The sequence below is a fragment of the Streptomyces sp. SID9727 genome, assembly GCF_010550605.1.
Classification (GTDB): Bacteria; Actinomycetota; Actinomycetes; order Streptomycetales; family Streptomycetaceae; genus Streptomyces.
The window spans coordinates 1-12,897 of the sequence record NZ_JAAGNI010000306.1 but is presented as its reverse complement, the minus strand read 5'-3'; the positions used below and the strand labels follow the sequence as shown (position 1 = coordinate 12,897).

At 70.9% G+C, this 12,897-nt stretch carries 11 protein-coding genes and 1 riboswitch; of the genes, 8 read left to right on the top strand and 3 right to left on the bottom strand.

All coding sequences use genetic code 11. The features are described 5' to 3' along the window. Positions 1–19 precede the first annotated feature (19 nt). Positions 20–280: a DUF3263 domain-containing protein gene (locus G3I41_RS20220; RefSeq protein ID WP_164401777.1), complete on the top strand. Its 261-nt coding sequence runs from the start codon at positions 20–22 to the stop codon at positions 278–280. Between the two features lie 153 nt (positions 281–433). Next, the gene (gene otsB, locus G3I41_RS20215) at positions 434–1,267 is read left to right on the top strand and encodes a trehalose-phosphatase (protein ID WP_164401775.1); all 834 of its coding nucleotides are present in this window, start codon (positions 434–436) and stop codon (positions 1,265–1,267) included. 36 nt (positions 1,268–1,303) lie between these two features. Here the strand turns inward: otsB and G3I41_RS20210 are convergent, their stop codons facing one another. Together G3I41_RS20210 and G3I41_RS20205 are read right to left on the bottom strand one after the other, a co-directional pair. After that, positions 1,304–2,695, bottom strand: coding sequence for a trehalose-6-phosphate synthase (locus G3I41_RS20210; protein WP_164401774.1), 1,392 nt, complete (start codon positions 2,693–2,695; stop codon positions 1,304–1,306). Positions 2,696–2,759: 64 nt separating this feature from the next. Further along, positions 2,760–3,698, bottom strand: coding sequence for a glucosyl-3-phosphoglycerate synthase (locus G3I41_RS20205; RefSeq protein WP_164401772.1), 939 nt, complete (start codon positions 3,696–3,698; stop codon positions 2,760–2,762). 153 nt (positions 3,699–3,851) lie between these two features. Further along, positions 3,852–3,978, top strand: a riboswitch (SAM riboswitch). 17 nt (positions 3,979–3,995) lie between these two features. Here G3I41_RS20205 and thrC point away from each other — a divergent pair. The 4 genes from thrC to groL all read left to right on the top strand — a co-directional run bounded on the left by thrC (position 3,996) and on the right by groL (position 8,086). Beyond that, positions 3,996–5,288: a threonine synthase gene (gene thrC, locus G3I41_RS20200; RefSeq protein WP_164401770.1), complete on the top strand. Its 1,293-nt coding sequence runs from the start codon at positions 3,996–3,998 to the stop codon at positions 5,286–5,288. Between the two features lie 28 nt (positions 5,289–5,316). After that, the gene (locus tag G3I41_RS20195; protein WP_018101573.1) at positions 5,317–5,595 is read left to right on the top strand and encodes a MoaD/ThiS family protein; all 279 of its coding nucleotides are present in this window, start codon (positions 5,317–5,319) and stop codon (positions 5,593–5,595) included. A 355-nt stretch (positions 5,596–5,950) separates the two neighbouring features. Beyond that, positions 5,951–6,157: a cold-shock protein gene (locus tag G3I41_RS20190; protein ID WP_003967346.1), complete on the top strand. Its 207-nt coding sequence runs from the start codon at positions 5,951–5,953 to the stop codon at positions 6,155–6,157. 306 nt (positions 6,158–6,463) lie between these two features. Beyond that, entirely contained in the window at positions 6,464–8,086 is a 1,623-nt protein-coding gene (gene groL / locus G3I41_RS20185; RefSeq protein ID WP_072487928.1) for a chaperonin GroEL, read from the top strand. Positions 8,087–8,191: 105 nt separating this feature from the next. Here groL and G3I41_RS20180 read toward each other — a convergent pair whose 3' ends face one another. Then, positions 8,192–8,902 (bottom strand): TetR/AcrR family transcriptional regulator, encoded by a 711-nt coding sequence (locus tag G3I41_RS20180; protein ID WP_164401769.1) that lies wholly within the window; start codon positions 8,900–8,902, stop codon positions 8,192–8,194. 125 nt (positions 8,903–9,027) lie between these two features. Between G3I41_RS20180 and G3I41_RS20175 the strand changes: the two genes are divergently transcribed. After that, a complete protein-coding gene (locus G3I41_RS20175; RefSeq protein WP_164401768.1) occupies positions 9,028–10,725 on the top strand; it encodes a CocE/NonD family hydrolase in 1,698 nt (565 codons plus the stop codon). 99 nt (positions 10,726–10,824) lie between these two features. After that, positions 10,825–12,024, top strand: a complete 1,200-nt coding sequence (locus G3I41_RS37685; RefSeq protein WP_164401767.1) for an XRE family transcriptional regulator — start codon at positions 10,825–10,827, stop codon at positions 12,022–12,024. The last annotated feature ends 873 nt before the right edge of the window (positions 12,025–12,897 follow it).

The window sequence follows — 12,897 nt, the reverse complement described above, 5'->3', positions numbered from 1 at the left end:
GCGCCATATATTGGCTGATATGACCGCCCACCCCCCGAACGGCCCTGCCGAGTCCGCGCCGCTGTCCGACCGCGATCGCGCGGTGCTGGCGGTGGAGCGGCAGTCGTGGGCGGGGGCGGGTGCGAAGGAGCGGGCGATCCGGGAGCGGCTCGGGCTGTCGCCCACTCGGTACTACCAACTGCTGAACGCGTTGCTGGACGACCGGCGGGCGTTGGAGGAGGACCCGGTGACGGTGAACCGCCTCCGGCGCGTGCGGGAGGCTCGGCGGGGGAGGCGGTAGGGGCGCCCGGGGCTCCGCCCCCGGGGCTCCGCGCCTCGGACGCCGGCGGGGCTGGAGGTGGCAGCGGCGGAAACCAGCCCCTGCGGCGATTGAGCAGCGGGGGTGCGGGGGGAGCTCCCCCGCACCGGGGACGCGCGGCGATACGCTCACCGTATGGGCATCCCACAGACAACCGCAGGCCGTACCGGGCTGGAAGCCATCCTCGCCCGCCCGGCCGAGGCCCTCGTCGCGCTCGACTTCGACGGGACACTGGCGGACATCGTGCCGGACCCGGAGCAGGCGCGGGCGCACCCCGGAGCCGTGGCGGCGCTCGCCGCCCTCGCGCCGAAGGTCGCGTCCGTGGCCGTGATCACCGGGCGCCCCGCCGACGTCGCCGTGCGGTACGCCGGGGTCGCCGGGGTCGAAGGGCTCGACCACCTCGTCGTGCTCGGGCACTACGGGGCCGAGCGCTGGGACGCCGTGACCGGGACCGTGCACGCCCCCGCCCCGCACCCGGGTGTCGACGCCGTGCGCGCGGAGCTCCCCGGCGTGCTGGCGGAGTCCGGCCTCCGGGACGGGACCTGGACCGAGGACAAGGGCCGCGCCCTCGCCGTGCACACGCGGCGCGCCGACGACCCGCAGGCCGCGTTCGACGCGCTGCGCGGGCCCCTCGGCGAGCTGGCCGCGCGGCACGGTCTGATCGTGGAACCGGGGCGGCTGGTCCTGGAGCTGCGCCCGCCGGGCATGGACAAGGGCGTCGCGCTCACCGAGTACGTGCGCGAGATCGGTGCCACGTCCGTGCTGTACGCGGGCGACGACCTGGGCGACCTCGCCGCGTACGCGGCCGTGGAGAAGCTGCGCACGGACGAGGCGGACCCCGTGCCCGGGCTGCTCATCTGCAGCGGGAGCGGCGAGGTGCCGGAGCTCGCCGAGCGCGCCGACCTGGCCCTGCCCGGGCCCGGCGCGGTCGTGGAGTACCTGCGGGAACTCGCCGGCCGGCTCGCCTAAGGCCGGTCGGGCCCACGACAGTCCGCCGGACCGGCCCTAACCGCGCCGGAGCGCCTCCAGCTGGTCCAGGAACCACTGCTGCGGCGGCAGCGCGGTGGCCGCCTCGGCCAGGCGCTCCGAGCGGGCGGCCCGTACGTCGTCCGGGAGCGTCAGCGCCTCGTGCAGTGCGCCGGCCGTGGCGGAGACGTCGTACGGGTTGACCGTGAAGGCGTGCTCGCCCAGCTCCTCGTAAGCGCCGGCCTCCCGCGACAGGACCAGCGCGCAGCCCTCGTCGGAGACGACCGGGACCTCCTTGGCGACCAGGTTCATGCCGTCGCGGATCGGGTTGACGAGGGCGACGTCGGCCAGCCGGTACGCGGCGAGCGAGCGGGCGAAGTCGTCCTTGACGTGCAGGACGACCGGGGTCCAGGCGTCCGTGCCGTACGTCTTGTTGATCGCGTCGGCGACCTGCTGGACCTCCGCGGTGTACTCGCGGTAGACCGCGAGGTCCTGGCGCGAGGGGTAGGCGAAGGCGACGTGCACGACGCGTTCGCGCCACTCGGGGTGTTCGTCCAGCAGGGTGCGGTAGGCGTGGAGGCCCCGGACGATGTTCTTGGACAGTTCCGTGCGGTCGACCCGGACGATGGTCTTCCGGTCGGGCCCGATCTGCTCGCGCAGGGCCGCCATCCGCTCGTCCACGTCCGCCTCGTGCGAGCGGCTCCGCAGGAATCCGGCGTCGGCGCCCAGGCCGTGGACGCCGACGCGGGTGTGACCGGTGCCGCCGAGGATCTCCGCGCAGCAGCCGATGAAGGCGTCCGCCCAGCGGCGGGTCAGGAAGGCGGCGCGGTCGGCGCCGAGGATGCCGCGCAGCAGCTGTTCGGCGATGTCGTCGGGGAGCAGCCGGAAGTAGTCGACGGGCGCCCACGGGGTGTGCGAGAAGTGGCCGATCCGCAGGTCGGGGCGGAGCTCGCGGAGCATGCCGGGGACCAGCGAGAGGTGGTAGTCCTGCACGAGGACGGCCGCGCCCTCGCCCGCCTCCTCGGCCAGTGCCTCGGCGAAGGCACGGTTGTAGGTCTCGAAGGAGGCCCACTGCCTGCGGAACTCCGCGTCGAAGACGGGCTCGACGGGCGTCTGGTACAGCATGTGGTGGACGAACCACAGCACGGAGTTGGCGATGCCGTTGTACGCGTCGGCGTGCACCCCGGCGTCGATGTCGAGCATCCGGACGCCCGGCTCGCCGACCCCTCGGCGCACCGCCTCGCGGTCGCCGGCGCCGAGGGCGGCGCAGACCCACATCTTGTCGTCGACGGCGCTGAGGCCGGAGACGAGTCCGCCTCCGCCCCGTTTCGCTTCGAGGGTGCCGTCGTCGCCCAGGGCGTACGAGACGGGGCCGCGGTTGGACGCGACGAGGACCTGGGCAGCGGGCTGGGGGGCGTGCTCGGAGACCATGGCCGGAATCTAGCCCGAACCCGATCCGCCCAAACGTACGAAGTCGGACGGGATGGCGTCGTGATCAGGCCGCGTGGCGTGCCACGTACTCCTCGATCTCGCACATGGGCGGCCTCTCCTGCGTGTCCACCGGGTAGGTGTGCGGAACGAACCCGTCCGGTCCCCGTTCGAACTGGGTCAGCGCCGGCCGCACCAGATGGCCCCGGGAGAGCCGCACCTGCGCGGTGCGGTAGATCGCGGCGGCCATCCGGCCGAGCGCCTGGCCGTCCTGGTGGCGGTGGACGCGGACGCCGACGTCCACCTGCGCGAGGGCGTCGAGGCCCACGGTGTGCAGCGCGTCCACGAGCAGACCGAGCTCGACCCCGTAACCGACCGGGAACGGCAGCCGCTCCAGGAGCGAGCGGCGCACGGCGTACTCGCCGCCCAGCGGCTGGACGAAGCCGGCGAGGAGCGGCCAGTGCAGGTTCAGCAGGGGGCGGGCCACCAGCTCGGTGACGCGGCCGCCCTGGCCCGGCAGCTCGCCGAGCGGCCGGTCGTACATCGCCTTGACGAACTGCACCTCGGGGCGGGCGAGGAGCGGGCCGACGATGCCGGAGACGAAGTCGGCCGAGAAGTCCTTCAGGTCCGCGTCGACGAAGCACAGGATGTCGCCGCTGGTGACCAGGAGCGACCGCCACAGCACCTCGCCCTTGCCGGGGACGGCGGGGAGGCGGGGCAGGATCGCGTCGCGGTGGACGACGCGGGCGCCCGCGCGGCGGGCGACCTCGGCGGTGGCGTCCGTGGAGCCCGAGTCGATCACGACCAGCTCGTCCACCAGCGGAACGCGCTCCATCAGCTCGCGCCGGATCGTCGTGACGATGTCCCCGACGGTCGCGGCCTCATTGAGGGCCGGTAGAACGACGCTGACGCCCGTACCGTTCGCGGCGGTCCGCGCACTCGCCGGCGGGTGGTCGGCGGCCGACCAGGAACGCCTGGTCAGCCAGCGTTCGACCTCTTCGAGCACGGTCGATACTCCCTGTATGTGATCCATCTCGCGGTACGGACGGCTGTCTCACCCGTCCGGTCCTTCGGTTACAGTCTTGAACAACGCGGACGGCCATCGCATGCCGGGGTCGGTCCGCCGACAAACGCGCGGATCCATGATCCGTCGCCACAGCGCTCATCCAGAGGGACAGAGGGAACGGCCCGTTGAAGTCCCGGCAACCCTCCTGCCGACCGCGAGGTCAGGTGGGGAAGGTGCCAATTCCGTCTCGCGGCGAAACGCGTCGTGAGGAAGATGAGGAGAAAGGGCCTCGCCATCATGGCTGTTGAGACTGTCGCAGCGCACACCGAATCTTCCGTGGACCTCGGTCCCGCCGCGGCCCTTTCCTGCCGCGAGTGCGGTGAACGGTTCGCACTCGGTCCGATTTTCGCCTGCGCGTCCTGTTTCGGGCCGCTCGAAGTGGCGTACGACCTGCCGAGCGGTTCCCCCGACGAGCTGAAGAAGCGCATCGAGGCCGGCCCGAACAACATCTGGCGCTACGCGCCGCTGCTGCCGGTGCCCGCCGACGTGGCCGACAAGCCGAATCTCAACCCCGGCTTCACCAAGCTGGTCAAGGCCGACAACCTCGCCCGCGAGCTGGGTGTGACCGGCGGCCTGTACGTGAAGGACGACTCGGGCAACCCGACGCACTCCTTCAAGGACCGCGTCGTCGCCATCGCCGTCGAGGCCGCCCGTGCCTTCGGCTTCACCACGCTCTCCTGCTCCTCGACCGGCAACCTCGCCGGTGCGGTCGGCGCCGCCGCCTCCCGGGCGGGCCTGCGCTCCTGCGTGTTCATCCCGCACGACCTGGAACAGGGCAAGGTCGTCATGGCCGCGGTGTACGGCGGTGAGCTGGTCGGCATCGAGGGCAACTACGACGACGTCAACCGCTTCTGCTCCGAGCTCATCGGCGACCCGCTGGGCGAGGGCTGGGGGTTCGTCAACGTCAACCTGCGTCCGTACTACGGCGAGGGCTCCAAGACGCTGGCGTACGAGATCTGCGAGCAGCTCGGCTGGCGGCTGCCCGACCAGATCGTCATCCCGATCGCGTCCGGCTCGCAGCTCACGAAGATCGACAAGGGCCTCCAGGAGCTGATCAAGCTCGGCCTGGTCGAGGACAAGCCGTACAAGATCTTCGGCGCCCAGGCCGAGGGCTGCTCCCCGGTCTCCACCGCCTTCAAGGCCGGTCACGACGTGGTCCGCCCGCAGAAGCCGAACACGATCGCCAAGTCCCTCGCGATCGGCAACCCGGCCGACGGCCCGTACGTCCTGGACATCGCCCGCCGCACCGGCGGCGCCGTCGAGGACGTGAACGACGAGCAGGTCGTGGACGCGATCAAGCTGCTGGCCCGCACCGAGGGCATCTTCGCCGAGACGGCGGGCGGGGTGACGGTCGGCGTGACGAAGAAGCTGATCGACGCCGGCCTGCTCGACCCGGCGCTCACCACCGTCGTCCTGAACACGGGTGACGGCCTCAAGACGCTGGACGCGGTGGCCGACACCTCGCAGGCGACCGCCACGATCCGCCCGAGCCTGGACGCCTTCCGCGCCGCCGGACTCGCCACCAGCTGACCACCCGAGATCTCAGGAAGGCACCGCCATGAGCGTCAAGGTCCGCATCCCCACCATCCTCCGCACCTACACCGGCGGCCAGGCCGAGGTTCCGGCCGAGGGCGCGACCCTCTCCGAGGTCATCGCCTCGCTGGAGAAGGACCACCCGGGCATCGCCGCCCGCGTGCTGGACGACCAGGGCAAGCTGCGCCGCTTCGTCAACGTGTACGTCAACGACGACGACGTGCGCTTTGAAGGCGGCCTGGACGCGGCCACCCCGGACGGTGCCGGCGTCTCGATCATCCCCGCCGTGGCCGGCGGCTGCTGAGTCGACGACTCCGTGGTGTCACCCTGATTGCCCCCTCCGCGAGAGAAGCGGAGGGGGCAATTCTGCATGGTTGAGCGGGGTAGAGTGTGGGAAGCCCCCTTCGCTGCCCGTGCCCCCCGCATATGAGAATGCGCCGCGCCACGATCAGAAGCAGCCAATGTGCCCGGGCCTCTTGTTCCATAAGTCACCTTTGTCGGGCCCGACTTGCCCCGCAAGCTCATGAATTCCCCGTATTCGGGCGATCGGTGCCGCGCAGAATTGTCGTCCGATTGACCTGTCGCACAGGGCAGTTGGGCAGATACATTCAGCCGCGGTCGACGCGCTTCGGCGCACACACGTTACAGGGGAGTTAGGCATGGCTCAGGGCACCGTCAAGTGGTTCAACGCGGAGAAGGGGTACGGCTTCATCGCGGTCGACGGTGGTGCGGATGTATTCGTCCACTACAGCGCGATCCAGATGGACGGGTACCGCACCCTCGAAGAAGGTCAGCGGGTCGAGTTCGAGATCTCGCAGGGCCAGAAGGGGCCGCAGGCGGACATGGTCAAGCTCGCCGTCGGCTGAAGCGCGGCACGGCACGTCGGCCGCGACGCCACGCACGCACGGAGGGCCCGTACCCAGGGGTACGGGCCCTTCGTCATGCCCGGGGGCGCCCGGGGGCGCCCACACTCCGACCGGAGGCGCTTGCACTCTCGGGGGTCGAGTGCTAATCATTGGGCTTAGCACTCTCCAGGTGAGAGTGACAGATTTGGACCGGGCCGGTGAGGCCCGCAGGCCAGGCGGGGAAGGAACCGCAGGGCACGCAGGCCGTCCGTCGCGGGCGCCACTCGGTCCGGAGCAATCCACCCCTGTCCGGGAGGACCACTTCACATGGCCAAGATCATCGCGTTCGACGAGGAGGCCCGGCGCGGTCTCGAGCGCGGCATGAACCAGCTCGCCGACGCCGTCAAGGTCACCCTTGGCCCCAAGGGTCGCAACGTCGTCCTCGAGAAGAAGTGGGGCGCCCCCACGATCACCAACGATGGCGTGTCCATCGCCAAGGAGATCGAGCTGGAGGACCCGTACGAGAAGATCGGTGCGGAGCTGGTCAAGGAGGTCGCCAAGAAGACGGACGACGTCGCCGGCGACGGTACGACCACCGCCACCGTTCTCGCCCAGGCGCTCGTCCGCGAGGGCCTGCGCAACGTGGCCGCGGGTGCGAACCCGATGGCTCTCAAGCGGGGCATCGAGAAGGCCGTCGAGGCCGTCTCCGCCGCCCTCCTGGAGCAGGCCAAGGACGTGGAGACCAAGGAGCAGATCGCTTCGACCGCCTCCATCTCCGCCGCCGACACCCAGATCGGCGAGCTCATCGCCGAGGCCATGGACAAGGTCGGCAAGGAAGGCGTCATCACCGTCGAGGAGTCCCAGACCTTCGGTCTGGAGCTGGAGCTCACCGAGGGTATGCGCTTCGACAAGGGCTACATCTCGGCGTACTTCGCCACCGACATGGAGCGCATGGAGTCGTCCCTGGACGACCCGTACATCCTGATCGTGAACTCCAAGGTCAGCAACGTGAAGGACCTCCTTCCGCTGCTGGAGAAGGTCATGCAGTCCGGCAAGCCGCTGCTGATCATCGCCGAGGACGTCGAGGGCGAGGCCCTGTCGACCCTGGTCGTCAACAAGATCCGCGGCACCTTCAAGTCCGTCGCCGTCAAGGCCCCGGGCTTCGGCGACCGCCGCAAGGCCATGCTCGGTGACATCGCCATCCTCACGGGCGGCACCGTCATCTCCGAGGAGGTCGGCCTCAAGCTGGAGAACGCCGGTCTCGACCTGCTCGGCCGCGCCCGCAAGGTCGTCATCACCAAGGACGAGACGACGATCGTCGACGGCGCCGGTGACAGCGACCAGGTCCAGGGCCGCGTCAACCAGATCCGTGCCGAGATCGAGAACTCCGACTCGGACTACGACCGCGAGAAGCTCCAGGAGCGCCTGGCGAAGCTGGCCGGCGGCGTGGCCGTCATCAAGGCCGGTGCCGCGACCGAGGTCGAGCTGAAGGAGCGCAAGCACCGCATCGAGGACGCGGTGCGCAACGCCAAGGCCGCCGTCGAGGAGGGCATCGTCGCCGGTGGTGGCGTGGCTCTGCTCCAGGCTTCGGCCGTCTTCGAGAAGCTGGAGCTCTCGGGTGACGAGGCGACCGGCGCCAACGCCGTCAAGCTCGCGCTCGAGGCCCCGCTGAAGCAGATCGCCGTCAACGGTGGTCTCGAGGGTGGCGTCGTCGTGGAGAAGGTCCGCAACCTGGCCGTCGGCCACGGCCTGAACGCCGCGACCGGCGAGTACGTCGACATGATCGCCGAGGGCATTCTCGACCCGGCGAAGGTCACGCGCTCCGCGCTGCAGAACGCCGCGTCGATCGCCGCGCTGTTCCTCACCACCGAGGCCGTCATCGCCGACAAGCCGGAGAAGGCCGCCGCGGCCGCTCCGGGCGGCATGCCGGGCGGTGACATGGACTTCTGATCCTGACGGATCAGCGGTTCCAGCAGTACCAGGACACCGGCTCCCGGGGATTCGTCCCCGGGAGCCGGTGTCGTTGTGTGTACGGGTACGGGTACGTGGACGGGCTCAGCCCGCGTCGAGGCCGTCCACGAGACGGGTGAGGAAGCGGTCGAACACGGCGTCGGGGGTGACGGGCCGGCCGGCCGTCGCCAGGGCCTCGGCCAGCTCCGGATGGTCGCCGTCGGCCGCGACCTCGGCCAGATGGAGCGCCTCGGCGGCGGCCCGCCCCGGGTCCTGGGCCGCCCGCGCCCGGCCGACCTCGTAGCCGACCTGGGCCGCCACGAACGAGGTGAGCTGGGCGAAGACCTCCAGGCGGGCCGCCCCGTCGAGCCCGCTGGGCCGCAGGGCGGTCAGCGCGTGCTCCAGGAAGGCGAGCGTGCGCGGGCCCAGGGACCGGCGAGCCTGCACGGCGGCGGGCAGCCAGGGGTGGCGGAGCATGTTCGCGCGCTGGTGGCGGCCGATGGTCTTGAGGTCGGCGCGCCAGTCGCCCGTGAACGGCCCCGACGTGGGCAGCTCGCCGGAGACGTGGTCGACCATCAGGTCGAGCAGCGTCTCCTTGTCCGGGGCGTAGCTGTACAGCGACATGACGCCGGCGCCCACCTCGGCGGCGACCCGCCGCATGGTGACGGCGTCGATCCCCTCGGCGTCCGCGACGGCGACGGCGGCGGCCGTGATCGCCTCGCGGCTGAACGCGGGTCTGCGCCCGCGCCGGGGCGTGTCCTGCTCCCGCCACAGCACGCGCGGATCGATGCCTCCGGCACCTTCGGTGCGGGTCACGTTCTCAGCCTCTCTCACCCGGGTCGCCTCCGTCGTCCATCCAAGCATCCAGTATTCTCGTACTTAGTACGAGAATAGAGAGCGGCGCTGCCGCACCGCCGTACGACGTACCGATGGAGGCGAAGATGACCCGATCGACGCACGACGCCCGCCCCCGGGCCGCATGGACGCCGTCGTCCGCGAAGCCGCCGCTCGCCTCCCGGCTGATGCGCGCCTCCTGGCGCGGGCTGCCCGCCGCGCGCCACCAGGTGGGCGTGGAGCGCGGCCTGGCGGTCCCCGCCGCCGACGGCAGCCCGCTGGTCACCGACCACTACTTCCCGCGCGCCGAGGGCGACTTCCCCACACTCCTGGTCCGTACGCCGTACGGGCGGGGGGTGCCGTGGTCCCCGCAGTACGGCATCCTCTTCGCCGAGCAGGGCTTCCACGTGGTCCTGCAGAGCTGCCGGGGCACCGGTGGCTCGGGCGGAGCGTTCCACCTCTGGCGCAACGAGCCCGCCGACGGCCTGGCGGCGGTCGGCTGGTTGCGCGAACAGCCCTGGTTCGACGGGCGGTTGGGCACCGTCGGCCCCAGCTACCTCGGGTACGTGCAGTGGGCGCTGGCCCTCGATCCGCCGCCGGAGCTGAAGGCCATGGTGGTGCAGGTGGGGCTGCACGATCCGTACGCCCTCTTCCACACGGACGGCGTCCTCGGCCTGGAGACCGCGCTCGCCGTGGGCGCCGGCATGACACATCAGCACCGGGGCATGGGCCCGTTCGTCCGGGCGACCCTGCGCCTCCAGCGCCGGGTGCGTTCCGCCGTCACCGCGCGTCCGCTGCGCGGGGCGTACGCGGACGCGCTCGGCGGGGAGATCCCCTGGCTGGACGACGTGATGGCCCACCCGGACGCGGACGACCCGTACTGGGAGGGCGCGTCCCTGGCCGGGGCGGCGGAAGGGGCGGCGGACCGGGCGGCTGTGCCCGTCGCCCTGATCACCGGATGGCACGACGCCCTCGTGGACCAGACCTTCGCGCAGTACGACCGGCTGCGCCGGGCGGGCGCCGACGCGTCCCTGCTCGTCGGCCCGTGGACCCACACCTCGGCGCTCCAGGCGGGCTGGTCCGAGGTGTTCACCGAATCCCTGGCCTGGCTCCGGGCCCACCTGTGCGCCGATCCGTCCGGTCTGCGCCCGACGCCGGTGCGCGTGCACGTGGGCGGCGCGCAGGCGTCGGTGCGCGACCTGGACGCGTGGCCTCCGGAGGCGTCCACGGCTTCCTGGTACCCCACCGCCGACGGCCACCTGACCCGCGAGGCCCCCACGGACACCGCCCCCGTCGCCTCCTTCCGCCACGACCCGGACGACCCGGTGCCCACGGTGGGCGGTGCGCTGCTCTCCCGTAGCGCCGGGGCGCGGGACAACGCGTCGTCGGAGGCGCGCGCGGACGTCCTGACGTTCACCGGGCCCGCCCTGGCCGGACCTCTCACCGTCCTCGGCCCGGTCTCCGCCCGGATCAGCGCCGCCACGGACACGGGGTACGGCGATGTGTTCGTCCGGCTGTGCGACGTGGACCCGGAGGGCCGCTCGGTCAACGTCTGCGACGGCCTGGCCCGGCTCCGCAGCACGGGCCCGGACCCGGTCCGCGTGACGGTCCCGATGACCCCCACCGCCCACCGCTTCGCCCCCGGCCACCGCCTCCGCTGGCAGATCAGCCCCGCCCCCCACCCGCGCTACGCGCTGAACCCGGGCACGGGGGAGCCCCGGATCGATGCGACGGAGTTCGTGCCCGTACGGGTGACGGTGCACGCGGACTCGGAGTTGACGCTGCCGGTGGGGCCGACCGGGTGAGGGCATGCGCCTGGCGCCGTCTGTCAGTCCTGGGTGGTAGACATACGACTGACCATCGTGAATCAGGTCCGTAGAATAGATTCAACAAGGAGGTGCTAAGTGGATCTCGTGCTTGTGGGGGAGCGGATCCGCCGCGAACGTGAGCGCGCTGGGCTCAACCAGCGTGAGCTCGCGCGACGCGCCCAGCTCTCCCAACCGACCCTGACCCGTATCGAGACCGGTGCGCGTGCCCATGTGACTCTCGCGGAACTGGATCGCCTCGCCGTCGCGCTGGGTATCCCGGTGCGGCTGCTCACCAGCGGCGACCCCGTACGAGAGAGGGTCCAGATCGCGGCCAGAACCGACGAGGTGACGGTCGCGGAGCGTGAGGAGGCGCTCCGGCGCACCCTCGAAGTGCTGGAACTGGATGCCCGCCTGGACAAGCTGGGGACGAACACCACCCAGCAGCGGAAGCCGCAGGGGCGTGTGCGGATCCCGGACCAGGGGCTTCCCGGGGAAGCGCAGGCCAGCGAGCTGGCCGAGCGGGTCCGCGAAGCTCTTCATCTGGGCTGCGCCCCCGTTGCCGATGTGGACGAACTGATCGAGCAGCTCACCGGTGTCGACACAGCGGTACTGAGGCTGCCGAAGGGCGCCGAAGGATTCACCGCCACCGACCCTGCTCGCGACACGACTCTCATCGCCGTTCGTGCGTGTGACGTGCCCGAACGGCAGCGGTTCAGTTTCGCTCACGAGCTCGGGCACTTGTTGTGGAACGACGGTGCCCAGGTTCATGCGCTGAACGACGAAAGAACGCCGGGTGAAAGACGTTGCGACGCCTTTGCCCGCAACCTCTTGGCGCCGAGGGAAGGCATCAGATCCTGGCTGGCCGCTGAGAGTTTTCCGGAGGGTGGCCGGATGGACGAGCGTACGGCCGCACTTCTTGCACGCCACTTCCGAGTCAGCTTTCCCGTCATCCTCATTCAGCTGGAGGAGATGTCGCTCGTCACGACCGAGCAGAAGAACGACCTGCGAGGGCCGACAGGCGCGCAGTTGGCACACCGTTACGGCTGGGGCCCGGCGTACGAGCAGGAGAAGGAAGCCGCCCAGGCCGTACGGGCTCCCAGGCGCGTTCTCGAACGGGCCGTGGACGCCTATCGGCAGAATCTTCTGGGTGTGCGGGCTCTGGCCATGCTCGAAGGATGCAGACCGGAAGACGCCGAAGCCAGACTCGCGGAAGCCGGAATCGTTCCCGACCCTCCGAATCCCAGGCGGGCCAACCTGTCCCGGCTGGTCGCCCGAGGGCTGGCGCAGCAAGAGTGAAGTAACCCCGCCTGGGGATGTCGAAGGGGTGGGGGCTTGCCCAACCAGCACGCGGCATCAGATCCGCCTGCTGGAGAACGTCCACCAGCAAACGATGAACATTCGCACCGACGAAGTGCACGCAGATCACTGCGTCCAGAATGCAAAGCGGTTCACGTTGAACCGGCGAAGCCGGAGAAGTACCCCGGGCTGAAGCTGAAGTGGACGCGTCTGACGGGCAGTCGACACGTCCGTGTCCTTCCCGCCCTTGAGGCACCAACAGCACCGGCTCGTGTCATCGAGGTCTTCGAGGATGTGCGAGGCCGGCAGGTGGAAGACGCCCTGCGGAACTCGAAGGATCTCGGCGAAGCGGTGGTCGTGGCTCACGGAGTGCACTACCAGGACGAGGGGCACGAAGTGATCGTCGCCATCGACGATCAGGGCGGCGCATGGCCGGCAGGCGGTGCAGAGCTAGGCACTGTCACTCCGCGCGAGGTTCCGCACGCCCGTCCCCCGCATCCGTCCTGGTTTGGGTGCGGGGGACAGGCATGTGCCCCGCACCTTGCGTCGCTTGCGCAAAAACCTGACATGAAGACGCACTCACCCTGCGTGCGAGTGGAAACATCTCGCATAAGGCTTGTGGGGGAGCCGACGCGCGCCCTACTGTCGCCTCACTCATGACGGTGGCGGTCTCCCCACGCGCGCACGGCCGTTGAGCCCCGTCGTTCCCTCAGAGAAACGGGCATGCGATGTCACGGAAGATCGCCGCTGTCGCGGCGGCGGTGCGAAGACCGCGCCGGGCCGGGCTGTACGCGTCCACGGTCGCCTCGGTGACCGCGGCCGCCGTCGCGTTCGGGGTGCTGGCCGGGGCGCCCGCGCTCGCCGGGCCCCGGA

Excerpts from the sequence above, each read along its gene's own strand:
- G3I41_RS20210 (WP_164401774.1), bottom strand. The coding sequence starts at position 2,695 with ATGGTCTCCGAGCACGCCCCCCAGCCCGCTGCCCAGGTCCTCGTCGCG.
- groL (WP_072487928.1), top strand. The coding sequence starts at position 6,464 with ATGGCCAAGATCATCGCGTTCGACGAGGAGGCCCGGCGCGGTCTCGAG.
- G3I41_RS20220 (WP_164401777.1), top strand. The coding sequence starts at position 20 with ATGACCGCCCACCCCCCGAACGGCCCTGCCGAGTCCGCGCCGCTGTCC.
- G3I41_RS20175 (WP_164401768.1), top strand. The coding sequence starts at position 9,028 with ATGACCCGATCGACGCACGACGCCCGCCCCCGGGCCGCATGGACGCCG.
- thrC (WP_164401770.1), top strand. The coding sequence starts at position 3,996 with ATGGCTGTTGAGACTGTCGCAGCGCACACCGAATCTTCCGTGGACCTC.
- G3I41_RS20190 (WP_003967346.1), top strand. The coding sequence starts at position 5,951 with ATGGCTCAGGGCACCGTCAAGTGGTTCAACGCGGAGAAGGGGTACGGC.
- otsB (WP_164401775.1), top strand. The coding sequence starts at position 434 with ATGGGCATCCCACAGACAACCGCAGGCCGTACCGGGCTGGAAGCCATC.
- G3I41_RS20195 (WP_018101573.1), top strand. The coding sequence starts at position 5,317 with ATGAGCGTCAAGGTCCGCATCCCCACCATCCTCCGCACCTACACCGGC.